The 23,482-nt window shown below is 70.6% G+C and carries 20 protein-coding genes; 5 read left to right on the top strand and 15 right to left on the bottom strand.

Annotated features, from left to right (window positions below; all coding sequences use genetic code 11):
- Positions 1-181: 181 nt before the first annotated feature.
- From LZ198_RS43675 to LZ198_RS23605, 14 genes are all read right to left on the bottom strand, one after another.
- Positions 182-493 (bottom strand): Imm53 family immunity protein, encoded by a 312-nt coding sequence (locus LZ198_RS43675; protein ID WP_407667455.1) that lies wholly within the window; start codon positions 491-493, stop codon positions 182-184.
- Positions 494-546: 53 nt separating this feature from the next.
- Positions 547-945: a tetratricopeptide repeat protein gene (locus tag LZ198_RS43680; RefSeq protein ID WP_407667456.1), complete on the bottom strand. Its 399-nt coding sequence runs from the start codon at positions 943-945 to the stop codon at positions 547-549.
- Between the two features lie 533 nt (positions 946-1,478).
- On the bottom strand, positions 1,479-2,243 hold the full coding sequence (locus tag LZ198_RS23550; protein WP_253974274.1) for a hypothetical protein: 765 nt from the start codon (positions 2,241-2,243) through the stop codon (positions 1,479-1,481).
- 123 nt (positions 2,244-2,366) lie between these two features.
- On the bottom strand, positions 2,367-2,570 hold the full coding sequence (locus LZ198_RS23555) for a hypothetical protein (RefSeq protein WP_253974275.1): 204 nt from the start codon (positions 2,568-2,570) through the stop codon (positions 2,367-2,369).
- Between the two features lie 104 nt (positions 2,571-2,674).
- Positions 2,675-4,123 carry a C39 family peptidase gene (locus LZ198_RS23560; protein WP_253974276.1) on the bottom strand — a complete coding sequence of 483 codons (1,449 nt, stop codon included), beginning with the start codon at positions 4,121-4,123 and terminating at the stop codon, positions 2,675-2,677.
- A 557-nt stretch (positions 4,124-4,680) separates the two neighbouring features.
- Complete coding sequence (gene nadE, locus LZ198_RS23565) at positions 4,681-7,275, bottom strand: NAD(+) synthase (RefSeq protein WP_253974277.1); 2,595 nt, start codon at positions 7,273-7,275, stop codon at positions 4,681-4,683.
- Positions 7,272-9,248, bottom strand: coding sequence for an asparagine synthase (glutamine-hydrolyzing) (gene asnB / locus LZ198_RS23570; RefSeq protein ID WP_253974278.1), 1,977 nt, complete (start codon positions 9,246-9,248; stop codon positions 7,272-7,274). The genes nadE and asnB overlap by 4 nt, the downstream gene beginning before the upstream one ends.
- Before the next feature lie 9 nt (positions 9,249-9,257).
- Positions 9,258-9,512, bottom strand: a complete 255-nt coding sequence (locus LZ198_RS23575) for an acyl carrier protein (RefSeq protein ID WP_253974279.1) — start codon at positions 9,510-9,512, stop codon at positions 9,258-9,260.
- Positions 9,513-9,608: 96 nt separating this feature from the next.
- A complete protein-coding gene (locus tag LZ198_RS23580; RefSeq protein WP_253974280.1) occupies positions 9,609-10,199 on the bottom strand; it encodes an acyltransferase in 591 nt (196 codons plus the stop codon).
- Positions 10,196-10,744, bottom strand: coding sequence for an acyltransferase (locus tag LZ198_RS23585; protein WP_253974281.1), 549 nt, complete (start codon positions 10,742-10,744; stop codon positions 10,196-10,198). Before LZ198_RS23585 ends, LZ198_RS23580 begins: the two co-directional genes overlap by 4 nt.
- 1 nt (position 10,745) lies before the next feature.
- Complete coding sequence (locus LZ198_RS23590; RefSeq protein WP_253974282.1) at positions 10,746-11,612, bottom strand: SGNH/GDSL hydrolase family protein; 867 nt, start codon at positions 11,610-11,612, stop codon at positions 10,746-10,748.
- A 203-nt stretch (positions 11,613-11,815) separates the two neighbouring features.
- Positions 11,816-14,218: an ABC transporter permease gene (locus LZ198_RS23595; RefSeq protein ID WP_253974283.1), complete on the bottom strand. Its 2,403-nt coding sequence runs from the start codon at positions 14,216-14,218 to the stop codon at positions 11,816-11,818.
- Positions 14,219-14,365: 147 nt separating this feature from the next.
- Entirely contained in the window at positions 14,366-15,046 is a 681-nt protein-coding gene (locus LZ198_RS23600) for a hypothetical protein (protein ID WP_253974284.1), read from the bottom strand.
- Between the two features lie 170 nt (positions 15,047-15,216).
- Complete coding sequence (locus LZ198_RS23605) at positions 15,217-16,710, bottom strand: mechanosensitive ion channel family protein (protein ID WP_253974285.1); 1,494 nt, start codon at positions 16,708-16,710, stop codon at positions 15,217-15,219.
- Between the two features lie 81 nt (positions 16,711-16,791).
- Between LZ198_RS23605 and holB the strand changes: the two genes are divergently transcribed.
- The 4 genes from holB to LZ198_RS23625 all read left to right on the top strand — a co-directional run bounded on the left by holB (position 16,792) and on the right by LZ198_RS23625 (position 20,347).
- Complete coding sequence (holB, locus tag LZ198_RS23610; protein ID WP_253974286.1) at positions 16,792-17,826, top strand: DNA polymerase III subunit delta'; 1,035 nt, start codon at positions 16,792-16,794, stop codon at positions 17,824-17,826.
- Entirely contained in the window at positions 17,823-19,139 is a 1,317-nt protein-coding gene (gene holA, locus LZ198_RS23615; RefSeq protein ID WP_253974287.1) for a DNA polymerase III subunit delta, read from the top strand. The genes holB and holA overlap by 4 nt, the downstream gene beginning before the upstream one ends.
- A gap of 73 nt (positions 19,140-19,212) precedes the next feature.
- Positions 19,213-19,665 (top strand): hypothetical protein, encoded by a 453-nt coding sequence (locus tag LZ198_RS23620; RefSeq protein WP_253974288.1) that lies wholly within the window; start codon positions 19,213-19,215, stop codon positions 19,663-19,665.
- Between the two features lie 112 nt (positions 19,666-19,777).
- Positions 19,778-20,347, top strand: a complete 570-nt coding sequence (locus LZ198_RS23625; RefSeq protein WP_253974289.1) for an AraC family ligand binding domain-containing protein — start codon at positions 19,778-19,780, stop codon at positions 20,345-20,347.
- Here LZ198_RS23625 and LZ198_RS23630 read toward each other — a convergent pair.
- Positions 20,307-21,113 (bottom strand): NRDE family protein, encoded by an 807-nt coding sequence (locus LZ198_RS23630; RefSeq protein WP_253974290.1) that lies wholly within the window; start codon positions 21,111-21,113, stop codon positions 20,307-20,309. The genes LZ198_RS23625 and LZ198_RS23630 overlap by 41 nt on opposite strands.
- 115 nt (positions 21,114-21,228) lie before the next feature.
- On the opposite strand from LZ198_RS23630, the gene metG reads away from it, so the two are divergent.
- The gene (metG, locus tag LZ198_RS23635) at positions 21,229-23,334 is read left to right on the top strand and encodes a methionine--tRNA ligase (RefSeq protein ID WP_253974291.1); all 2,106 of its coding nucleotides are present in this window, start codon (positions 21,229-21,231) and stop codon (positions 23,332-23,334) included.
- The last annotated feature ends 148 nt before the right edge of the window (positions 23,335-23,482 follow it).

Here is a 23,482-nt window from a genome sequence, read left to right on the forward strand (position 1 = left end):
GCCGCGCAGTGCCCGGCGGGACAGTACAGCTGCTGTGACGGGAGCTGCTCGGAGCACAAGGGGTGCCCGGGCATTGCGTGTGACCCACGCCCGGCACGGCCTTCATTCAAAGAGTGATACAGAGGCGGTGCGCGATGGCGTAGGAGGGTGGCCCGTGGGTTGAATCACTGTCTGCCTGTCCTCAAGCGCAAGAGGATGGCCGACCTGTCGGGCTCTCGGGTTGTGGCATGACAGAGGGGGAGCCGGCGGGGTTGCAAGTGCCCCAACACCACCCACAACTCACCAGGCCTCCTCCAGCCATGCGTTTACCACTCAGGCAATCACGAGTCGTTCTGGAGGCCCAAGAGCGACTCTCGACAGTGGTGCCCTGTAGATCAACCGTCACAAGCCAGCCTGGGTTGTCGATGGTTGTGATCGAAATTCCCCGAGTGTGTTCCCAGTTGCCGTTGCATTGATTCCTGAACCACGTCGCGAGCCATGTGGTTTGATTCATGGGCTCGGTAGTGTGTCACTGCTTTTCTTGGTGGTTGCGATTGCAGCGGTTGTTCATGGGTGCTCGCTTGTCCATGTCGCGCGAAGGGTGGCGATCATCTTCAAGACATCCACATCACCGGCGGTTCGAGCCAAGGATTCGGCGCTCGTCAGGCACGATTGCGCCATCGCTGATTCACCCAATCGCCAGCGGACTTCTCCCAGCGCGAGCAGCGGGAGCGGGTCGTGAACCGCGGTGGCAGCAGCTTCTTCGTAGTAGCGAGCCGCCTCCTCGAATCTCCCGAGCCCCTCACAGTGGAGTCCCGCTGTCCTGGCCAGGATCGACGCATTGAGGGGCCGCTCTGGAGCCGCTCGGGTCCGAGCGAGCGCTGATTCCAGGCACGCGACGGCTTGAGCAGGGTTTCCTGCCCGGGCGAGTTCGGACGCGATACGGAGGGGATTCTCGTCGCTCACGATGACACTCCGCGCTCCTCGAAAACGACCGCTGACTCAAAGGTTGGCCGAGGCCGAGACGTCTGCTCATCGCGTCTCTGCTTCTCCTTCACCCCGTTCCCAGCTCAGTACGTCCCTCAGTTCGCGTACGTGGCTGCCACGAGGTCGTCGATGCGCCCCTTCGCGTCTCGGAGCTTCTGGAGGTCCGGGGGGACTCGCGCCCGGACAAGGGGGCCCGTTGGAGTGCCGCCACGGCTTCCTCGTATCGACACTGGCTCGCGAGCGACTCCGCTACTTCCATGGCCCGTTCGGTCAACGCCCGGTCGCTCCAGCACCCCGAGAGCAAGACCAGAAGACTGCATATCCTCACAGGCCGTCGCATCGGTTCACGCCTCCAGACGAAGGGCTCACCGAAGCATGCCAGCCCCGAGACTCACGGGGCTGGCAATCTCCTCCCGAGACGTCGTTCCACGCGAATGCCCTGGTCGCCCCGCGTGGTCCAGCACTTCCAGGGGCTCAGCGTACCGGCGTCTTCACCACGGCCCTGGGCGCCATCACGGCCCGCCCGGTCCGCCCTCGCGAGGCCCACGGGGCCGACCCCCACCACCCCCCCGCATCTCTTCGCGGCGCATCTCGTCGTACTTGGCCTGCTGACTCTCATCGAGGACGGACTTGATCGCCTGGTCCGTCTCCTGGCGCTGCGTGCGCAGCGTCTGCCGCATCTCACGCGGATCCTTCGACCCCGTGCGCATCTGCTCGAACAGGGTGTTGCGAGACGTCTCCTCCGCCTCCAGCCGGCGCGTCAGCTCGGCCTCCTGGGAGTAGCTGAGCTTCGCCTCGCTCACGAACTTCTTCACGCGCTCGGCGCGCTGGGCCTGGGCGCGGGCCTGCCCCTGCATCCACTCCTCCTGCCGCGCCTGGAACTGCTCGGAGCGCATCTCGTCCTGCACCGAGCGCATCGCGTCCTTCAGCGCCTCCCGGCCACCCGCCGAGCCGAGCGTCTCGCCCACCACCAGCCCGCGCACCTCCTCGCGCAGCTGCTGCACCTCGGCGGCCAGCGCCGGCGGCGCGCCACCCGAGTCACCCCCCCCGCCACCCGGCCGCTTCTCCAACTCCATCAGCCGGCGGGACAGGCTCAGCGTCGTGTCCTCGAGCGCCTGGATCCGGCGCTCGACGCCCTCCAGGCTGGCTGGGGCCGCGGCCACGGGCTCGGGACGCTCGGTGGGGGAGGGGGCCTCCGCGCGACCGGGGCCCCAGAAGGAGACCGCGAGCGCGGCCGAGGCGAGGACGAAGGCTGCGGGGCCGAGGAGCTTGTTCATGGCATCTCCGACGGGAGCTGGGACGCCGTATTCCATACCCCGTCAGGCCCCTCGGCCTCCACCGCGCCGTGAGGGGGCGGGGGCGCACTCACCGTGCCTGCCCCCTCCCTCCCGGCGGGAACCTCAGTGCTGCTCCGCGGGCGGCGTCGGCTCGTCCATGTCGATGGGACCCTGCCCGGGGCCCAGCGGCAGGGCGCACTCGTCGCACATCCAGAAGCGGACGATCATCCCGTTGTCGCCGGTGGAGACGTAGATGGAGCCCACCACGTCGCCTCCCTCGGGCTTCTTGCAGGAAATGCAGGTCTGCGGCTGCTTGCTGTCGCTCATCCGGTGCCTCGGGGGTGTGGAAGCAAACGGACCGACACCCTGGGGATGTCGGTCCGCAAGAGACTAACTCGGTCCAACCTGCTCACGACCAGGGGCCATCCCCATCAGCCGATGGCGATCTGATAGCCGCCGTTCGGGTTGGAGCGGAGGAAGTGCTTCATCTGCTCCGGGGTGATGGTCTTCACGTTGGCGTCCGCCGGGTCGCGGACGATGAAGTTGCCCTTGGAGTCCATGCCCGCCACCGTGACGTAGTGGCCGGAGGTGCGGGCCTCGTTCTGGTGCGGCGGCATGGCGTGGTAGTCGCCGTTGGCCACCACCAGCTTGCCCTGCTTGAGCTGGTCGGCGATCCACTCCACGTTGGCGCCCGGGCCCTTGGTGACGGCGTTCTTGCCCATCGCCTTCGCCATCTTCGCGATGCCGTTGACGTCCGTGCCGTTGGAGCTGGTTCCACCGATCCGGCCCAGGTGGTTGATGAGCTGCGCGTCCGTCATGTCCTTGCCGTAGCCGACCGCGCGCGCAATCTGCGCCATGGACGTGGGGCCGCAGTTCGCCGGGCCGTTGGTATAGCCGTTGGCCTTGCCCGCGGGGTTGTACTGGCTGATCTGCGGGACCTTGCTCGGGTCCACCCGGCCGCCGTCCGTGACGGGCGTGGCGCCGTCCGTCTGCTGCACGCCACCGGGCTTGCTCGGGTTGAGGTCCACGGGCGGCTTGCTGGTGCCCGGCGTGAAGGAGCTCTGGTCCTTGCCCGGCACGCCCGGCAGCTTGATGTTGTCACCCGCGTAGATGAGGTTCGGGTTGGTGATCTTCGGGTTCAGCTCGCGGATCTGGTTGATGATGTCCCAGTGCGAACCCTCCATGCCCTGGCTCTTCAGCTTGGAGGCGATGCCCCAGAGCGTGTCACCCTTCTGGATTTGATAGTCGCTGCCCGTCACCGGCGAGCGTGAGTCCGTCCCGGGGGTGGGCTTGTTCTTGCCCGGCGCCAGCCCCGGCTTGTTGTCGCCGGGCGTCACCGTGGTGTCGGGGACGTTGGCCGTGGTCCCGCTCGGCGTCTTGCCTCCCGGGAACAGGCGGTTCATGTGGTTCTGGATCTTGTTCTGGTAGTCGTAGCCGCGCGCGTCGTTCATCGCGCCCGCGCCACGGTGCCACTCGCGCGCGGCGGCCAGGCTGCTGCCGTGCTTCTTCGTCAGGTCGCCAATCGTCTTGGCGAGGAACTCCATCTGCTTCTCGGGCGGAATCGTCTTCGCGTTGGCGCCGCGGCCCACCTGCATCCCGGACCACTTCTCGAACGAGGGCAGCAGGCCGTTGTCGTCCAGGCCGATGAGCCCGTGGCCCGTGCCGTCCGCGTGCACGCCGTGGTTCTTGAAGGACGACTCCTGCGCGACGATGCCCGCGAGCACCTTCGGATCCGCGCCGTACTTCTGCGCGTACTTCTCGATGTACGGCCAGAGCTGCTGCAGGTTCATCTGCGCGTCGCGGCCCTGCGGCAGGCCCGACGCCTGCTGGGTGTTGTTGGCCGAGTACGTCTGCTGACGAGCGTCAATGCGGGGGGACATGAACTCTCCGCGATTGGAAACGAATGGGTTTGGGGTGTGGGGACTGCCGATGCCGGGATTGTCGAAACTTGAGAATGAGAGTTGCCTGCCCGCGACGCGATTTCGCGGGAGTTCCCGGTTTTGCAAAGGCATGCGAAATTTCCACGCGGCCTCGGAGGAGGGCGCGTGTCGAGAGGGTGCGCCGCGTCAGGGGGCGTGCGCTTGCGTCAAAGCCTCTCGGTGCGTGCTGATGCGGTGCGGCATCCCCTGGTTCGTGGGGTGAATCCCCCAGGTGTGAGCACTCTGGCAGGGCTCCGCCTGAATGCACGTCAACAGCACCTCAATGACGTGTCACGCGCGCGTCAATGCCTGCCGTGGGGCTAATGGGCCCGCTGGCTTTTGCTGAAAGGCATTCTTGGGGTACGGGAGGCTCCGCGACCTGGAGTTCAACACGGGGCGCGGAGCCCTCCTCCCTCACCGGAGCACGGGCGCCGCGAGGGCTCCGGCATCACGGTGAAGGGGCGCAGCTGTCCTGGAAAAGTCCCGAACGGATGGAACGGGACTCCTCCCGGAGTGGATCAGCCCAGCTTGAACGGCTCCAGCTCGGGGACCTTCTCCAAGAGCAACGGGGGCGCGTGGAGGTAGGCGGTGCTGCGGCGCTTCTGGTCGATGTCGTCGTAGACGCGCTGCACCTGGGTGGGCGTCAGGCCCATCACCTGGGAGGCCTCGTCCGTCGACACGCCGTGGTTCTTGGCCCACATCAGCAGGTCGAGCTGCGAGTAGTGCACGGAGAAATAGAAGTCCTCCTGCGACTGCGGGAGGCTGAAGGTGTCCGTGGTGGGCTCGCCGCTGGTGATCTCCTCGATGACGCCCAGGTGCCTGGCCAGCTTGTACGTCTGCGTCTTGTAGAGGCCGGCGATGGGCTTCACGTCCGCGGCGCCGTCACCCAGCTTCACGAAGAAGCCCTGGTCGTACTCCAGCCGGTTGGGCGTGCCCGCGACGGCGAAGTTCAGGCGGTCCGCGTGGAAGTAGTCCATCATCTTCCGGGTGCGCTGCTTGAAGTTCGTCGCGGCGACGATCTGCGTATAGGCCTGGGGCGACAGCCGGAAGCGGCGCTCCTCGCCGTTCACCTGCACCACGACGTAGAAGAAGTTCACCGCGTCCGTGTTCAGCCGGTCGCCGTGCATGACGATCTTCCACTTCATGTCCGGGGTGAACTCCGGGAACACCGAGCGCACCGCCTCGTCGCGCTGGCGGTAGCAGCCAGCGGCCTCGAGGATGGGGGCGATGTCATGGAGCTGGTACTTGATGCCCAGCTTCTCGCAGAGCTTGCGCCCCAACTGGGAGCTCCACCCGCTGGAGTCGCGCTCCGGCAGGAGGATGCCGAAGACGCGCTCGGGCCCCAGCGCGCGCACCGACAGCGCCGCGACGCACGCGGAGTCGATGCCGCCGGAGATGGCCACCACGATGCCGCGCTTCTTCAGCTTCTTGAGCACCGTCTCGCGCAGTCCCTCGGACAGTTCGGCGGCCTTCGCCTCCCAGTCCAGCTCCAATACCTGCTTGGAAAACGTCATGGTGTGAGTCCTTTCAATTCCTGACACAGAACCTACGGATGAATACCGGGTGCGCAGCTCCGCCTTGAGCACCTTCCCGCTGGGCCCTCGCGGCAGCGACTCCGTGAACACGACATGCCGGGGCACCTTGTGCGCCGGCAGGGACTCCCGACAGAAGCGCCGCAGGTCGTCCTCCTTCGCGGAGGCGCCCTCCTGGAGGACCACCACCGCGCAGGCCGCCTCGCCGCCCAGCGCGTCGGGCACGCCCACCACCGCCACTTCCTTCACCGCGCGGTGGCGCGCGAGCTGGTGCTCCATCTCCGCCGGGCTCACCCGGTGGCCGCCCACCTTGAGGATCTCCTTCGCGCGGCCCACCAGGAAGAAGAAGCCGTCCGCGTCGCGCCACGCCAGGTCCCCCGTCCACAGCCAGCCGCCGCGGAGGACGGCCGCCGTCTCCTCGGGCGCGCCCAGGTAGCCCGGCGTCACGTTGGGCCCCCGGGCCACCAGGTGGCCCGGCTCGCCCACCGGCAGGGGCGCGCCGTCCTCGCCCACCACGCGCAGCTCCACGCCGGGAATGGCCACGCCGATGGAGCCCGCCTTCCGTTCCGCGCTCGCGGGCGGCAGGTAGCTCAGCCGCGCGGTGGCCTCCGTCTGGCCGTACATGACGTACAGCTCGGCGGGGCGGAACGACTCGCGCGTCCACTGAATCGTCTCCGGCGCCATGCCGCCGCCCGCCTGCGTGACGTAGCGCAGCTTGAGCTTGGACAGCGTGTCCGCGCTGGCCTGCCGGCGCAGCAGCTCGAAGGTGAGCGGCACGCCCGCGAAGCCCGTGCTGCCCTCGGCGGCCATCGCCTCCAGCACCACCTGCGGATACATGAAGCGCGGATCCAGGAACACCGAGCCGCCCGCGAGCAGGTGCGTCTGCAGGACGCTCTTGCCGTAGCAGTAGTGCAGCGGGAGCACCAGGTGCGCCCGGTCGCTCGCGCCCAGGCCCAGGTACTCGACGATGGAGCGCGTGTTGGCGGCGATGTTGCCGAACGTCTGGATGACGCCCCGGGGCGTGCCCGTGCTGCCGGAGGTGTAGACGATGGCGGCGTGCGCGTCCGCCGGCGTCGCGGGCAGGGTGGCCAGGGGCTCCGCCCTCACGTCACCGTCCAGCGCGCCGTCCTCCTGCACCCAGGCACAGGTGGCCGGCGCGAGCACCTGGAGCATGCGCTCCGGGGGCCTCGAGCCGTGCACCACGTACACGCGCGCCAGGCCCGGCTTTCCGGCCCACTTGCGCGCGTCCTGGCCGAAGAGGAAGGCGTGCCGCGCGCCCGTCTGCGCGAGGATGGCGTCCACGGACGAGGCGCCCGTCTCCCGGTCCAGCTCCACCGCGCAGGCCCCCAGGGACTGCACCGCGAGGCTCGCCACCACCCCGGCGGTGCCCAGCGGCAGGACGATGAGCACCTTGTCGCCCGGCGACACGCCCGCCTCGCGCAGGTGGCCCGCGAGCAGGCGCATCCGCTCGGCGAGCTGCCCATAGGTGAGGCGGGCCCACGGGGAGTCCACCGCGGGCGCGTCCGGGGTCGCCCGGGCGTGGCCGAGCACCCACGCGGGGGAGGAGTCGGGCGCGCTCATGCCGACTCCAGCACCACCGCGTCCACGTCCGCCTGGGGCGGCGGACGCGGGGGCAGGAAGTGGTGCGCGAGCAACTGCGTGGAGGCCATGGCGAACAGGGCCATGGTGTCGGCCTCGCTCTCCGCGGCGTTGGGCGCGCGCAGCTTGGCCACCAGCCGCTCCGCCTTCTTCGCGTCGAAGACGCCCACCTTCGCGATGGCCTCCGGCGCGAGCAGCTCCCGGGCCCAGGCCGGCGCCTCCGGCCCCACCAGCGCTCCGGCGATGGGCGCGCGGTAGGGGAACTTGTTGCGCTCGAGGATGGAGGCGGGGACCTTGCCGCGCGCGAAGCGCTTGAGGACGTGCTTCTCGTCCAGCCCCTTGAGCCGCACCCGCTCGGGGATGCGCGCCGCCAGCTCCATCACCGCCGTGTCGAGGAACGGGAAGCGCCCCTCCACCGCGTTGCCCAGCAGCATGCGGTCGCCCTGCGCGGACAGGAGGTAGCCCGACAGCAGCGTCTTCGCCTCCAGGTACTGCGCCCGCGCCAGCGGACGCCACCGGCCCACGTGCTCCGGCACCGTCGAGAGCACCGACGCCACCGGGTCCTCGTCCGCCACGCGCGCGGCGAACTCCGGCGCGAGGAAGCGGAGGATGCGCCCGCTGTTGGACCAGCGCACCAGGTGCGAGAAGCCCAGCCCGCCGGGCTCGTCCATGCCCTGGCCGAAGAACTCGCGGAGGAACTCCACGTTCTGCTGGCTCACCGACAGGGTGGGGTAGAGCCGGCGCAGCAGCAGCGGGCGCCACTTCGACGTGGGGTGGCGCGCCCAGAACTGCCGGACCTTGGTCTCCTTGAAGAGGTCGTAGCCGAGGAACATCTCGTCCGAGCCCTCTCCGGTGAGCACCACCCGGATGCCGTTCTCCCGCACCCACTCGCTCAGCCGCAGGAAGGGCGCCGGCGCGGAGCGCATCATCGCCTGCTCGGCGTGGAAGATGACGCCGGGCACCAGCGTGCCGATGTCGCCGTCCTTCATCTCCACCACGCGGTGCTGCGTGCGAAGCTGCTCCGCCACGGTGGCCTGGTGCTGGCGCTCGTCGAAGCGCGCGTGCGCGAAGCCCACGGAGAAGGTGCGCAGCGTGCCGCCCAACTGCTCCTGCGCCAGCGCGCACAGCAGGCTGGAGTCGAGCCCGCCCGACAGGTACGCCGCCACCGGGACGTCCGCGCGCAGCCGCAGCCGCACCGCGCGCTCCAGCACCTCGCCCAGCTCCTCCTGGATGCGCGCCTCGTCCGCGGGGACGGGCTCCACGCCGAAGTCCAGGTCCCAGTAGCGGAACACGTCCAGCTTCCCGCCCCGGAACCGCGCCGAGTGCGCCGGGGGCAGCAGGCTCACCCCCTCGAACGAGGTGCGCGGCGCCACCGGCGACCAGAGCTGGAAGGTCTGCTTGAGGCCCCTCGCGTCGAGCGCGGGCGTCACCAGCCCGCTGGCGAAGAGTGTCTTCGCCTCCGAGCCGAACGCGAGCTGCCCGCCGGGCAACTGCGCGTAGTACAGCGGGCAGATGCCCACCCGGTCCCGCGACAGCCAGAGCGTGGCGTCACGCGGGTCCCACAGGGCGAACGCCCACTGCCCCTCGAACCGGCGCACGCAGTCGATGCCCCACGCGAGGAAGGCCGCGAGGATGACCTCCGTGTCGGAGCGGGTGCGGAACGCGTACTGGCCGGCGAGCTGCTCGCGCAGCTCGACGTGGTTGAAGATCTCCCCGTTGAACACCACGGTGAGGCCCGTCGCCGCGTCCCGCATGGGCTGATGGCCGCCCTCCAGGTCGACGATGGACAGCCGCGTGTGGCCCAGGGCCACGCCGTCCAGCAGCAGGGCCCGCTGCGCGTCCGGGCCCCGGTGGCGGATGCTCGCCGTCATCCGGCGCAGCCGCTCGGCGGACTCGGCCCGCGCGGCCCCGGCGCTTCCGCCCGCCGGATAGGTGAAACCCGCGATGCCACACATGGCGCGCTCTCAGCCCGCCTGCGACAGGCGCTGCTGCTGTTTGCGCTCGACGAACGCCGTCACGCGCGACAGCGAGTCCAGGTTCTCCGGCACCAGCTCCTTGTCCTCCAGCTTCATGCCGAACTCCTGCTCGAGGAAGGCCACCAGCTCCATCATCCCCGTCGAGTCGATGAGGCCCTTGCGCAAGAAGGAGTCGTCATCGCCGAACTCGTCCACGAAGAACGTGTCGACGATGAAGGTGCGGATGCGGTCACGAATGCTCACGGTCTGGATTCCTGTCTGGGATTGCGGTGGAAGGCGGAAACGAAGTCCGGACACCTCGAAGAGACGTGCCGGACCGGAAGACTTGGGCCGGGGCGCCTACGTGCCCGTCTCGCGGGCCACGAGCTCCAGGCTCATGTTCCGGGCGGGGTTGCCCATGGCCAGCGTGTCGGGCGGTACGTCCTGGGTGACGATGCTGCCGGCGGCGACCACCGAGCGCGCCCCCACGCGGACCCCCGGCATGATGATGGCGCCGTGCGCCACCCAGACGTCATCCTCGATGACGATGGGCGCGGTGCGCTGGCCATCCCGGTCCCCCAGCCGGACGAACGACGCGAACATGCAACGGGCGCCCACGCTCACCGATTCCCAGGCTTCCAGCGAAACACCGTAGTTGAACTGGGTGTCGTCGCCGATGGTGAGCCGGGCGCCTGGATGACAGACGAGCGAGCTGGGCATCATCCCGCCCACGAAGGTGAGCCGGTCTCCCAGCGCGATGATGCCGTCGTTCTGGACGGCCATGGGGCCGTAGGCCGCCACGTTGTGGCCGCGTAGCTGCACGGACCGGAAGAGCCAGCGCGCGCGCGCCAGGGCCATGGCCCGCAGCGCGCGGGGCTGCACCACCTTGCGCAGCGCCTGCAACTGCTCGAGCACCGCTGGCAACGCCACCGAGGGAATTCTCGACGTCATCCCGCCACCTCCCGACGCAGCACTCGCGCTGGCGCGCCACCCACCGTCACGCCCGCCGGAATCCGACGGGAGATGACGGTACCGGGCGCCACCGAGCACCCCTTCTGCAACTGGGTGCCGGGCAGCAGGATGGCACGGCTGCCCACCGTCACGCCCGCTTCGATGACCAGCGGCACGGAGGGGGGCCGCTCGTGTCGGTTGCCCCGCAGCGGGTGGTGCTGGTTGTCCATCACCTTGCAGAAGGCGCCCAGCCGCGCGCCCGGGCCCACGCGGATGGATTGCAGGGCCTCCAGGGAGGCGCCGCCTTCCACGGCGACGTCGTCTCCCAGGACGATGAGGCTGTCGGCCGCCATGGCGTGCAGCTCGATGGGGGCGAGCCGTCCGTCCAGCACGACCCGATCTCCCAGCTGGACCTGTCCGTCACCGTGGATCCAGACACGTCCCAACACGGTGGGGGCGGCGCCGATGCGCTGACAGCGCCGCAGCCTCCAGCGGGCCCAGAGGCCCTCCAACTCTCGCGACAGTGAACGGTGCGGCGTCGTCATGTCACGGTTGGGCCTGGACGGCGGGGATGGGAGGCTGCGCCTGCGGCTCCGGGAGGCTCGCCAGGAAGCCCACGAACTCCTTCGCGATGCGCGCCTGTCCCGCGGCGTTGAGGTGACCCCCGTCATCCGAATACGCCGGCACCATGGCCGGCCACTCCTGCCCGTTGAGCTCGTACTTCTCTTCGACCCCTTCGGCCGTCGTCGACTCCAGCCGCGCCAGGTCGAACAGGGGCTGCTTGCCCCCGTAGTTCTGGCGCAGCAGCTGGTTGAAGGACTCGCGCTTCACGTTCTCCTGGATGCCCCACACCGGCTTGCCCAGCAGCTCCTTCAGCCACGCCTTGGCGCCGCGCTGCACGGTGGTGAGGGGCACGGTGACGTGCACGAACGTGGTGCCCGGGTGGCGCGCGCGCAGGCCCTCCATCGCCACGCGGTACTTCTCGAACAGGGCGCGCGTGTCCGTGGAGGCGTTGAAGTCGATGTAGCAGAACTTGAAGAAGGCCACGTCCGTCGACTTCGCCAGCCCCGCGTCCATCAGCCGCTCGAAGTCGGCGATCTTCGTCTCCGGCTTCTCGTTCTGTCCCACCATGGCGTGGGCGATGGTGCCCGGCGCCAGCGACTCCGTCGGCGTCACCAGCTCCACCACGCGCGGCGGCACGGCCTGCCCGGAGGGCGGCAGTTGCTTCACGCCGTCGAGGATGTTCCCGCCCACCGACTGGTGCCCGAAGAAGATGCGCTTGCCCGCGAGCTTCTCGAACGCGGTCGGCGCGCCCGGTGTCGCCGCGTGCGCGGCCCCGTGGAGCGCCATGAGCAGCATGGCGGGCAACACCAGCGCGCTCACGCGCACCAGGAACGTCCAGTCGAAGTGCATGCGAACTCTTAAACCCTTCCATCGCCAAGCGTCAAAGGGCCAACCGTCACGGTCGTCGGCTGGCGCGCTTCGGCGGGCAATGGAGAGGGGCTGGGGCACAATCACCCCATGGTTCGCGGCGGGTCCGGGAGCGCGGGCTTGACTGGGAGCGGGTGGGGCGTTCCGGACGCCGCCACCGCTCTGGGACGGGGGCGTGGAGCGCGTCAATCCGCGCGCAGCGAGGTGGCCGGCGACACGCGACTGGCACGCAGCGCGGGGATCAACGTGGCCAGCAGGGAGATGGAGCCCAGCGCGCCCGCGACAGCCACGAAGACCCAGGGTTCCCCGGCGTCCACCCCGTACAGCAACGATCCCATCAACCGCACGCAGCCGAACGCGGCCACCAGCCCCACGCCCACGCCCAGCGCGGTGAGCTTGAGGCCCTGACCCAGCACCAGCCGGAGGAGCTGCCGCGGGTGCGCGCCCAGGGCCAGGCGGATGCCCAGCTCCCGCGTGCGCTGGCCCACCGCGTAGGCCATGACGCCGTAGACGCCCACGCCCGCGAGCACCACCGCCAGCAGCGCGAACGCCGCCAGCAGGCGCGCCGTCGCCAGGGGCCGCAGCAACTGTCGGTCCACGCGGGTGGAGAACGGCGCGACGTCGAAGACGGGCTGCTGCGAGTCGACCTCCCGGAGGACCTCGCGCACGGCGGCGGTCGCCGCGGACGGCGCGCCCTGGGTGCGCATCAGCAGGGACATGGTCTGCATGGGCAGCTGGTCATACGGCGCGTAGGCCTCCGCCAGGGCGGGCTCGATGAGCCGCGCGTGGCGCACGTCCGCCACCACGCCGACGACCGTCCGGAACGGCTCCACGTCGCTCCAGCCCAGGCGGACCCGGCGCCCCAGGACCTCGCCGCCGCCGAGGAAGCGGCGCGCGAAGGTCTCGTTGACGATGATGACCTGCTCGCTCTTCGCCGTGTCCCGGGCGTCGAAGTCCCGGCCCTGGCGCACCGCGATGCGCAGCGCGGGGAAGTAGCCGGGAGAGGCCACGCGGTACTCGGTGACGAAGCGCAGTCCCTCGGTGGCGGTGGCGCCCTCGAGCTCGAAGTCACCGTTGGAGTTCGTGCCGCCCAGCGGCGCGTCGTTGACGATGCCCACCGCCTCCATGCCCGGCACCGCGCGCAGCCGCGTCAGGAGCTCCTCGAAGAAGGCCCGCTTCTGGTCGTTCGAGCCGTACTTGGTGTCCGGCAGCGACAGCCGCGCGGTCAGCACGCCGTCCGCGTCGAAGCCCATCTCCACGCCCTGGACGTTGCGCAGCGTCTGCACCATCAGCACCGTGCCCGCGAGCAGCACCAGCGCCAGGGCGAGCTGCACCGCCACGAGCGCGTTGCGCAGCGGGTGGTTGGAGCGCGCCCCCACCGCGCTGCCGGACTGCTTGAGCAGCGGCAGCACGTCCACGCCCGACGAGTGCAGCGCCGGCGCCAGGCCGAACAGCAGGCCCGCGCCCACCGACAGCACCAGGCTGAACGCCAGGGCCGGGACGTTCAGCTCCAGCGGCGTCATCCGCAACATCGCCGGCGGCAGCAGGGCGCGCACCAGCTCCATCCCCCACACCACCAGGAACAGGCCGCCCACGCCGCCCAGCAGCCCCAGGAGCACGCTCTCCGTCAGCGCCTGGCGCACCCGTCGGGCCCGGCTGGCCCCAAGCGCCGCGCGGATGGCCCCGTCACGCTGACGCGCCAGCGCGCGCACGAGCAACAGGTTGGCCACGTTGGCGCAGGCGATGAGCAGCACGAAGCCCACCGCCGCCCAGAGCGTCCACAGCACGGGGCGCGAGCTCGCCGTGAGGTTCTCCTGGAACTGCTCCACGCGCACCGTGTCCGGCTTGCGGCCCGGGTCCGGCCGGGCGATGGCGAGCGCCACGCCCTGCAGGTCCGACAGGGCCGCCTCCAGGGTGATGCCCGGCGCCAGCCGCCCGATCACGCTCATGTAGTGATTGCCGTGCGCCTCCGGGTTCAGCCAGTTGGGGACCCAGACGTCCATGTCCTCGGCCATGCCGGGAAACGTGAAGGACTCCGGCAGCACGCCGATGACGGTGTAGTCGCGGCCGTCCAGCACCACCTGCCGGCCCAGCGTGTCCTCGGCCCCGCCCAGCGCGCTCTTCCAGAACCCATGGCTCACCACCACCACGGTGGAGGCGTTGCCCGGCTGGGCGTCCTCCTCCGCGAAGTCCCGGCCCCGCGCGGGCGACACCCCCAGCGTGGCGAAGAAGTTGGGGGTGACGCGGCCCGTGCGCACCCGCTCGGGGGTGTCCGTCCCCGTCAGGCTCAGGTCCCTGCGCGTGAATCCGGCCAACTGCGTGAAGCCGCGCCCGTGCTCCCGCCAACCGAGCAGCTCCGGCGGGGACACGGACGCGTATTCGAAGGACTCCTGCCTGCACCACAGCCGGACCAGCCGCTCCGCCTCCTGGAATGGGAGGGGCTTGAGCAGCATCGCGTGGATGGCGCTGAAGAGGACGGTGTTCGCCCCGATGGCCAGCGCGAGCGTCAAGGCGGCGGCGATCGTGAAGCCGGGAGTGCGCCGCAGCGTGCGCACCGCGTACCGGAAGTCCTGGCGGAGGGTATCCATGCCCCGGCGGCCAAGCGAAGGACGTGCCAGCCGCGAAGCCGCCTGAATCCCTCGGGTTGGCCGCACGGGGGCGCGAGCCGGGCGGGGGGCGTTCGCGGATGCGGGAAGGCCATGTCCCGGATCCGAACACCGCGCGGGGCGGCTCCGTCAGTTCAGGTGCCAGCGCTCGGCGATCTCCTCGCAGGCGAGCTGGACGTCCTGGAGCCGCCGCTGCTGGGCGCGGGGCGCGACGTGCAGCCGGCCGGCGAAGACGTCGAACACGCCCACCAGGTTCGGGTCCACGGGGCCGCGCTGCTCCAGGCGCTGCTCGGCGAAGCGCTGGAGCACCGTGGCGATGTACTGCCCGGCGCGCTCGTCCAGCGGGGTGTGCTTGGAGAAGTAGAGCTTCAGCAGGCCCGAGCGCATCTGTCCCTGGCCATCCACGGTGCGCAGCAGGACCTCCGGCCGCACGTTGACGGCGACCCCGGCCACCTGCATCGGCCGGGGCTCCAGGTCGGCCGGGCTGGCCACCGCGCGGGCGGAGAGCCCGTCCCTCGCGACGAGGCAGCGCTGGAGGGCCTCCGCGCACAGGGCGAGCCGGTGCGCGTCGAAATCCGACTCCGGCCGGGCATTGAGCAGCCGGCGCTGGTGGTAGCGCAGGATGACCTCGTCCCGGCCTTCGCACAGGTACTCGGTGATGGCCTGGGCGGCGGCGGGGTAGCGCAGGTACTGCGGGTCCACCGGGTACTTCTGGCCCAGGATGATGCGCTTGCGCAGCGACGGCGTCCCGACGAGGTACTGGCCCAGCTTGTTGACGGACACGCAGGGGGTCTCACGAGGGGTGGTCATGGCGTCGTTCCTTTCCGGCTTCGAGGATGGATACAGACTACCGGAAGGGTCTGACATTCCCTCGGGCGGGAGGGGGGCCGCGGCGCACTCCTTCCGGACCCCCTGGCAGGTAGGGTGGGTGGGCCCGACCGGGCCTCAGGGGGGAGGCCCCGGAGGCGCTGGGGACGGCGTCAGTCGTGCGTGGCGTGCAGCCCGAAGATCTGCCGGAGGCGGCCCAGGATGCGCCCCACCTCGGCGGGGATGGGGTCGGCGTGGCCTCCGCTGGCCTGGGCGAGCGCGAGCAGTTGCGTGCGGCGCTGGGCGAGCAGGGCGGAGAGCTGCCGCGCCAGGCCGGGGTTCTCCGCGAACAGGCGCGCGAAGGTGGGGCGGTCCACCTCGAGCAGGAGCGAGTCCTGCAGGGCGATGACGGTGGCGGAGCGGCGCTCGCCGGTGAGCAGCGACATCTCCCCGAAGTAGCCGCCCTGGCCCAGGCGCGTGACCTCCGTCTGCGTCTTCCCGGCGCGCACGCTCACCTCCCCGGAGGCGAGCACGTAGAAGGTCCGGCCCTCGTCTCCCTCGTGGATGACGTGCTCGTCGCGGCCGAAGCGGCGCACGTGGACCTCCTTGCCCAGCCGCTCCAGGTCTGCGTCGGACAGGGGTTGGAAGAGGTCCACCGCGCGCAGCAGGCGCAGCACCGTGTCCACGGGCAGCTCCGGCCGGGGCCCCTCGTCGCGCGTGCGCATCACCCGCTGGGGCAGCGGCGGCTCCACGCCATCGCGGCGCAGCCGGTACCACAGCCGCGTATAGAGCTCCTCCGTCACCGCGTCCGCGAGCGAGAAGTCGTTCACGAAGAAGCGGACCATGTAGCGCACGCACGATTCGTCGAAGGCGATGGTCCGCGCGAAGGGAGGTGGATCCACCAGCACCTGGGGAATCTCGCGCGCCACGTCCAGCAGCGCCGCCTTCATCACGTTGGGCGGCGTGTCGTAGGAGGCGCGGACCTGAGCGTCGACGCCCACCGGCTCCCGGTCCTGGGTGAACGTCTTCAGCTGCTCCTTGGCCACCATCGAGTTGGGCAGCGTCACCAGCTCGCGGCGGAACGTCATGATGCGGATGGAGCGCCAGTTGACCTGCGCCACCCGCCCGGTGTGCTCGCCGATGCGGATGAAGTCCCCCACCTCGAAGGGCTTGTCGAGCTGCAGCGACAGGCCGGCGAAGAGGTTGCCCAGGGTCTCCTGGAGCGCCAGACCGATGACCACCGACAGCACCGCCGACGTCGCGACGAGCCCCGTCAGGTCCAGGTTGAGCTGCGTCTGGATGATGGGGACGGCGGCCAGCGTGTACAGCAGGAAGTCGATGACGTTGCGGAGGATCTTCGGCGTGGCGGCGGACGACGAGCGCAGCCGCACCAGCTTCAGGCCGAAGCCCACGCCCGCCCGGATGACGCCGAAGGCGAACGTCAGCATCCAGGCGACCTGGAGCGCCTTCATGGGCCCAGGGGGCGTCGTCGCGGGGAGCGCCCAGGCGGTCACGCGCACGACGAGGAACATCACCATCAGCCGCAGGGCGCCGGTGAGGTCCCGCTTCAAGTCGGCGTCGTGGCTGGCCGCTCGCGCGCCCAGCAGGACCAGCACCAGCAGCGCGCCCACGGCCAGCGAGAAATTGCTCTGGAGGAAGGGCAGCAAGGGCCCTGGACTCTGGCTTGCGCCCGAGAGGGGGTCAAGGCAGCGGTTGACGTGTGCCACGCGAGCGGGGATACACGCGCCATGACGCTCGCATCGGTGCTGGGACAGCCCCGCGCGATTGATTCACTTCGGGCGGCACTCCGGAGTGGCTCGGTCCACCACGCGTATCTCTTCGCCGGGCCCGAAGGCGTGGGCAAGGAGCGGGCGGCCGTGGGCCTGGCCCAGGCCCTGACGTGTCCCGAGCAGCCCGACGTGGGCTGTGGCACCTGCGCCAGTTGCGTGCGGGTGTCCCGCGGCCTCCACCCGGACGTCACCTACGTCATGCCGGACGAGGAGCGCGTGTCGCGGGGGCTCGCGGGGCGCTCGGACTTCACCGGCACGCCGAGCCGCGAGCTGCGCGTGGAGCAGATCCGCGGGCTGCAGGAGCGCCTGGCGCTGCGGGGCCTGGAGTCGAAGCGCAAGGTGGCCATCATCGCCTCCGCGCAGACGATGAACGTGCAGGCCCAGAACGCGTTCCTCAAGACGCTGGAGGAGCCGCCGTCGGAGACCACGCTGGTGCTGGTGGCCAGCGCCATGGACAAGCTGCTGCCCACCATCCGCAGCCGGTGCAGCAAGGTGCACTTCGGGCCGCTGTCGGTGGAGCTGGTGGCGGAGCGGGTGCGCGTGGAGCGCAAGCTGGACGCCGACACCGCGGCGCTCGCGGCCATCATGTCCGGAGGCAGCCTGGGGCGGGCGCTCGCGCTCGACGTGGAGGCGCTGTCCCGGCGCAAGGACGTCGTCACGGTGTTCGAGTCGCTCAAGGGCGAGGACGCGGTGGGCCTGTTGCGCTTCGCGGACGAGCACGGCGGTTCGCGCGAGGACGCGGAGGCGACGCTGGAGCTGCTGGTGCTGTGGACGCGCGACGTGGCGCTGGCGCGGGCGGGGCAGGTGGCGTCGCTCGCCAACCGCGACCTCCAGTCCCTGGCGGTGGAGGTCGCGGGGCGGACGTCGGAGGTGGCGTTGCACCGTCGCCACGGGCTGCTGGAGGCGGCGCGCGCGGCGGTGGCTCGCAACGGCGCGCCCCGGCTCCAGCTGGAGCGGATGCTCATCGAGATGTTCGTGGAGGGTGGCCGGTGAGCGCGGAGATGGATGACGTGCTGGCGGAGGTGAAGGCGGGCAAGGTGGCGCCGCTGTACCTCCTGTGGGGCGAGGAGTTCCTGGTCCGCAAGGGCGCCGACGAGCTGGTGAAGGCGCTGGTGCCGGACGCGGCCGTGGGGCTCAACTTCGTCACGCTCGACGCGGGCAGTCCTCGCGAGGTGGCGCAGGAGCTGGCCACGCTGCCCCTGTTCCCCGGCCGCAAGGTGGTGCTGGTGAGGGACCCGGAGTTCCTCGCGCCCAAGAAGGGCCGGGGGGATCCGCTCGCCAAGGCGCGCGAGGCGTGGAAGGCGGGCAAGCGCAAGGAGGGCGCGCGGCGGCTCCTGGCGTTGGCGGCGCGAGCGGGGTGGGGCGTGGACCAGTTGGATCCGTCCGCGTCCGGCGCGCCGTCGGTGGAGCAGTGGAAGGAGGAGCTGAACGTCGACCTCGCGGAGGCGGACGTGGCCTTCCTCAAGGAGGCCGCCGCGTTCTGCAAGGAGGAGCGCATCAGCGCGCCGGAGGGGGATGCCTCCGCGTTGCTGGACCTCATCCAGAAGGGCGTTCCCGCCGGGCACGCCCTGGTGATGGCGGCCACGGAGGTGGACGCGAAGAACCCGCTGGTGAAGCTGGCCCACGACAAGGGTCACGTCGTCGAGCGGAAGGTGGCCGCGCGCCACAAGGACCTGGACCTCTCCGACATCGCCAAGGAGTTCCTGGCGCCCTTCAAGAAGAAGCTCGGGCCCGGGGCGCTGGAGGAGCTCAAGGAGCGCATCGGCGGCAACATCCGCCTGCTCCAGTCGGAGCTGGAGAAGCTGGCCACGTACTCGGAGGGGCCCGCCATCGAGCGCTCCGACGTGGTCATGCTCGTCCACCACGCGCGCGAGGAGGAGTTCTTCGAGCTGTCGGAGGCGCTCCAGAAGCGGGACTTCCGCGGCGCGCTCTCCTATGCCGAGGACGCGATGGGGCAGGGCACGCACGCGCTCCAGCTCCTGGGCGCGGTGGCCTCCATCGTCCGCACGCTGCTGGAGAGCCACGAGTGGCTGATGCGCTACGCGGGAGGGACCCCGCCGCGCACCGCGCGCGACGTGGAGGCCCGCGTGTTCCCCCGGCTGGAGGCGGAGCTGAAGGGGACGCGGCGGAAGATGCCCAACGCGTGGGCGCTGACCTTCAGCATGAAGGCCGCCGCGGGCTACGAGCGGCGGGAGCTGCTCGGCGCGCTGGTGGCGTGCGCCGACGCGGACCTGGCGCTCAAGTCGTCCGGCAATGGACGGCTCGTCATCGAGCGGCTCCTGACGACGGTGTGCACGGGCGCCTGAAGGCGGGCCTGGCGTACGAGGGGGCGCGCGAGGAGTGCAACGCGCCCCCGCTCGGGGTAGAGGAGGGTCCGGTATGGCGGACAAGCGTCGCTTCGACCTCTTCGCGGACTTCATCGTCACGCGCTTCCCGGCGCCTCGCGTCTTCGACGTCGCGGGCGGACAAGGGCGCCTCAACGAGGCGTTGACCCGGCGCGGTCGGGAGGTCACCACCTTCGACCTGCGGCACAAGCACCTGCCGGTGCGCTACGCGCAGCGCATCTTCACCGTGGACGAGCCCTGCGAGGCGGAGCTCGTGGTGGGGATGCATCCGGACGGCGCCACCCGCGTCATCATCGAGTACGCCGCCCGACACCACCTGCCGTTCGCCGTGGTGCCTTGCTGCTCCGACAACGGGATGCCCTACAACCCCTGGATGCGACACCTCGCGGAGGTGGCCCGGGGGGCGGGTTTCGGGAGGGTGGAGGAGGTGACGCTCTCCATGGACGGACGGGCACGGGTGCTCGTGGGCGAGCCGGCGGCCCGCTGAGCCGTGCATGGAACCGGACACCGGCCCTGGGTTCCGGTGCCCCTTCCAGCGCGTGACGCGGCCCCCTAGCTTCCGGGCCTCGTGGGTTTGGGGGCGGGGAGTCGGCGCGGCCATGGTCACGGAGTGGGAGGGGTATGCGACGTCGCAGGTCTGGCGGCCCGTGGCGTATCCCGGTCTGGTGCTGTATCGGGTCAGCGGGCTGTCGACGTCGCAGGCGTTGCATGTCCACGACGAGCTCCAGCTCACGTTGGACGCGGGGCATGTCCAGCAGGTGTCCTTCGGCGCCTGGCACCTGACGGCCCCTCCCGGGAGCCTCGTCGTCATTCCCCCGGGCGAGTTGCACGCGCTGCACTCCGAGGGAGGACGCCCCGGCGTGCTCTACGGCATGCTCGTTCCCACGCCCTTGCTGGGCACCTCCGCCCGGCCACGCCTCGACGGTGAGGAGCCGCTCTTCCCGTCACAGGAGGAGGGCCTCATCCCCGGGAGCGGCGCCGTGCTCGAGGACCCGGAGGTGGCCCGCGTCTTCGTCGAGCTGCACCGTGCGCTGAGGGGCGTGCCCTCCACGGAGGATCCCCGGTTCGCGGCGCTGTTGGCGGATCTCCTGTCCCGCCTGCGAAAGGGGAGCGTGGAGCGCGCACCCGTCAAGCCGGGCGGGCCGTGGGCGCCTGGAGCAGCCCCGTGACGTCCCGCCAGGGACCCTCGCAGGGCGCGCGGTCCGACACCAGGTAGTGCCCCACGTGCCCGGGGCCGAGCGCGACGATGGCCGACGAGCGGGTGCCATAGGCCGGGGTGTGGATGCACAGCGCCTGGAGCCTGCGCGCGAAGTCGTCGGGCAGTCCCTCGACCAACGACGCGGGGACCTGATCCGCGGGGGGCAGCAGGTCGTCCGCCAGGAGGGTCTTCAGTCCCTGGGTCAGTTGGGGCCAGGGCTGGTGCGCCACCTGGGCGGCGAGCAGCCGGGCCCGCTCGACCTTGGGCAGCAGGGTGGAGTCGAGCGTGTCGTTCGGCAGGACGTGGATGCCGGGCGGGACGTCCGCCCGCTCGATGAGCCGACGGCCGGGGCGCGCATAGGCCACCCGGAGCGTCGTGGCGTCACCGTAGAGGAGGTTGAAGGGGCGGAAGTCCGCGCCGGACAGCGTGTCCAGGTAGCGCTCGATGGCCGCCGGGCTCCCCGCACGCAGGGCCTCGAGGACCACCTCGCCCCGTGAGTGGGCGGCCAGGGGCTGCTCCTGCCCCCCGCGCTGGTTCGTCAGGCCCACGAACAACCCGCCGTTAGTGACACCCATCCAGCTCCCACCCCGCTCGACGTCGCGTCCCCCGACGGCGCGTGGGGACTCCAGCAGGACCTGGGGGCCCGTCGCCGGGCGCGCGTACAGCTCGTCCCGGTTGGCCGCGAGCACCAGCGGCCATTCAGGGTGGACCTGACGAAGGATGACGATGGTGCACATAGCTATCCGGTCGATAACATCCCTGGCTCCGCGGCGCATTCGTGCTCGTGTCCCGCACGCCGTCGATGACCTCGGCCACCCGAGCGGCTAATGTCCGCCGCCCCCAGGAGAATCCATGGCGGAGAGAATCCTCGTCACCAGCGCGCTTCCGTACGCGAACGGCCCCATCCACATCGGCCACGCCGTCGAGTACATCCAGACCGACATCTACGTCCGGTTCCTCCGCTCGTGCGGCAGGGACGTCGTCTACTTCTGCGCGGACGACACGCACGGCACCCCCATCGAGCTCAACGCGGCGAAGCAGGGGCTCAAGCCCGAGCAGTTCATCGCCCGCTTCCAGGAAGAGCACCAGAAGGACTTCCACGACCTGGACGTCCGGTTCGACTCCTTCCACTCCACCAACTCGCCGGAGAACCGCCACTACGCGGAGCTCATCTACGGGCGGTTGAAGGAGAAGGGCGACATCGACCGCCGGTCCATCGAGCAGACGTACTGCGAGAAGGACAAGCGCTTCCTGCCCGACCGCTTCATCAAGGGCACGTGTCCCAACTGCAAGTCGCCGGACCAGTACGGCGACGTCTGCGAGAAGTGCGGCAAGGCCTACAGCCCCACCGACCTCATCGACCCGCGCTGCGCGCTGTGTGGCACCCCGCCGGTGCGCAAGTCGTCCGACCACCTGTTCTTCAAGCTGTCGCGGCACGCGGACTTCCTGCAGGCGCTCCTGCGCAAGCCGGGCTTCCTGCACCCGGGCCTCGCCGCCCAGCTCCAGGGCTTCTTCGAGAAGGGGCTCGCGGACTGGGACATCAGCCGTGACGGGCCGTACTTCGGCTTCGCCATCCCGGGTGAGACGGACAAGTACTTCTACGTCTGGCTGGACGCGCCCATCGGCTACATCGCGACCACGGAGAAGTGGGCGAAGGAGACGGGCAAGGCGAAGAGCGCGCTGGACTACTGGTCCGTCGACAGCGACACGCGCATCGTCCACTTCATCGGCAAGGACATCGTCTACTTCCACGCGCTGTTCTGGCCCGCCGTGCTGAACGTGGCCGGGCTGCACGTGCCCACGGAGATCAAGGTCCACGGGCACCTGACGGTGAACGGGGAGAAGATGTCGAAGAGCCGCGGCACCATGGTGCCGGTGCGCGACTACCTCCAGAACCTGGACCCCAGCTACCTGCGGTACTTCTACGCGGCGAACCTGGGCCCGGGCGTGGAGGACCTCGACCTCAACCTCAAGGACTTCCGGCTGCGCGTGAACGGCGAGCTGGTGAACAACGTGGGCAACCTGGCCAACCGGGCCCTGTCGCTGCTGGCGGGACCGCTGGGCGGGAAGCTGGCGCCGGGCCGCGCCGAGGGCCCGGGCCGCGCGCTGGTGGAGTCCGTGCTCGCCCGCGTCCCGGAGGTCCGCGAGGCCTTCGAGAAGCTCGAGTACCGCAACGCCATCCGCGTCATCACCGACATCGCCTCGGCGGCGAACGCCTTCGTCCAGGCGCAGGCGCCGTGGGCGCAGGTGAAGAAGGACGCCGAGGTCGCGCGCGCGGACCTGTCCGACGCGGCGGACGTGGTGTACCTGCTGGGCGCGCTGCTCGCGCCGGTGACGCCGCGCGTGTCGGAGAAGCTGTTCGCGCAGCTCGGCGCGCCGCCGCTCACGTTCCAGGCGCTGGAGGGGGCGAAGTATCCGCTGCTGGATCGCAGCCGTCCCATCGGCACGCCGGAGCCGCTGCTGCCGCGGCTGGAGGAGGAGCGCGTCAACGCCATCCTCGCCACGCCGCCGGCGGCCGCCGCGCCGGAGCCGAAGAAGGCCGAGGGCAAGGAGCCGAAGGAGAAGGCGGAGAAGAAGGCCGCCGAGGCCGCTCCCGCCGCCGCGCAGGCTCCCGCGGGCGAGGCACCCGTGGAGATCGAATACGCGGACTTCGCCAAGGTGGAGCTCAAGTCCGGCAAGGTGCTGGCGGCGGAGAAGGTGAAGGGCGCGGACAAGCTGCTGAAGCTCACGGTGGACGTGGGCGAGGCGGGTGGCCCGCGCACCATCGTCTCCGGCATCGCCGAGGCGTTCGCGCCCGAGTCGCTGGTGGGGCGCAACGTGGTGGTGGTGGCGAACCTCAAGCCCCGCAAGCTCAAGGGCATCGAGTCGCGCGGCATGCTCCTGACGGCGGGGCCGGGCGCCCCGAACCTGTCGCTCCTGGACCCGGGGGACGTCCCGCCCGGAAGCGACGTGAAGTAGTCCTTCGTGCGCGCCGTGCCGGAAGCCCCGGGCTCCTGGCACGGCGCGGCGCGCTCCTCCCGAGGCGCGGGAGCAGGCCTCGTGGACGAGACATGGCATGCGGGGCGTGGGATGGCTCACGCCCCAGTCCCCGGGGCGTCGTGGCTTC

Origin of the sequence: Myxococcus dinghuensis (genome assembly GCF_024198235.1) — a bacterium.
Taxonomy (GTDB): Bacteria; Myxococcota; Myxococcia; order Myxococcales; family Myxococcaceae; genus Myxococcus; species Myxococcus dinghuensis.

What these genes read in the sequence shown, in the direction of transcription:
- LZ198_RS23550 (WP_253974274.1), bottom strand. Translation starts at nt 2,243, where the DNA reads ATGAACAAGCTCCTCGGCCCCGCAGCCTTCGTCCTCGCCTCGGCCGCG.
- LZ198_RS23630 (WP_253974290.1), bottom strand. Translation starts at nt 21,113, where the DNA reads ATGTGCACCATCGTCATCCTTCGTCAGGTCCACCCTGAATGGCCGCTG.
- LZ198_RS23580 (WP_253974280.1), bottom strand. Translation starts at nt 10,199, where the DNA reads ATGACGTCGAGAATTCCCTCGGTGGCGTTGCCAGCGGTGCTCGAGCAG.
- LZ198_RS43675 (WP_407667455.1), bottom strand. Translation starts at nt 493, where the DNA reads ATGAATCAAACCACATGGCTCGCGACGTGGTTCAGGAATCAATGCAAC.
- LZ198_RS23625 (WP_253974289.1), top strand. Translation starts at nt 19,778, where the DNA reads ATGGTCACGGAGTGGGAGGGGTATGCGACGTCGCAGGTCTGGCGGCCC.
- asnB (WP_253974278.1), bottom strand. Translation starts at nt 9,248, where the DNA reads ATGTGTGGCATCGCGGGTTTCACCTATCCGGCGGGCGGAAGCGCCGGG.
- LZ198_RS23620 (WP_253974288.1), top strand. Translation starts at nt 19,213, where the DNA reads ATGGCGGACAAGCGTCGCTTCGACCTCTTCGCGGACTTCATCGTCACG.
- nadE (WP_253974277.1), bottom strand. Translation starts at nt 7,275, where the DNA reads ATGAGCGCGCCCGACTCCTCCCCCGCGTGGGTGCTCGGCCACGCCCGG.
- LZ198_RS23560 (WP_253974276.1), bottom strand. Translation starts at nt 4,123, where the DNA reads ATGTCCCCCCGCATTGACGCTCGTCAGCAGACGTACTCGGCCAACAAC.
- LZ198_RS23595 (WP_253974283.1), bottom strand. Translation starts at nt 14,218, where the DNA reads ATGGATACCCTCCGCCAGGACTTCCGGTACGCGGTGCGCACGCTGCGG.
- LZ198_RS23555 (WP_253974275.1), bottom strand. Translation starts at nt 2,570, where the DNA reads ATGAGCGACAGCAAGCAGCCGCAGACCTGCATTTCCTGCAAGAAGCCC.
- LZ198_RS23590 (WP_253974282.1), bottom strand. Translation starts at nt 11,612, where the DNA reads ATGCACTTCGACTGGACGTTCCTGGTGCGCGTGAGCGCGCTGGTGTTG.
- LZ198_RS23600 (WP_253974284.1), bottom strand. Translation starts at nt 15,046, where the DNA reads ATGACCACCCCTCGTGAGACCCCCTGCGTGTCCGTCAACAAGCTGGGC.
- LZ198_RS23585 (WP_253974281.1), bottom strand. Translation starts at nt 10,744, where the DNA reads ATGACGACGCCGCACCGTTCACTGTCGCGAGAGTTGGAGGGCCTCTGG.
- holB (WP_253974286.1), top strand. Translation starts at nt 16,792, where the DNA reads ATGACGCTCGCATCGGTGCTGGGACAGCCCCGCGCGATTGATTCACTT.
- metG (WP_253974291.1), top strand. Translation starts at nt 21,229, where the DNA reads ATGGCGGAGAGAATCCTCGTCACCAGCGCGCTTCCGTACGCGAACGGC.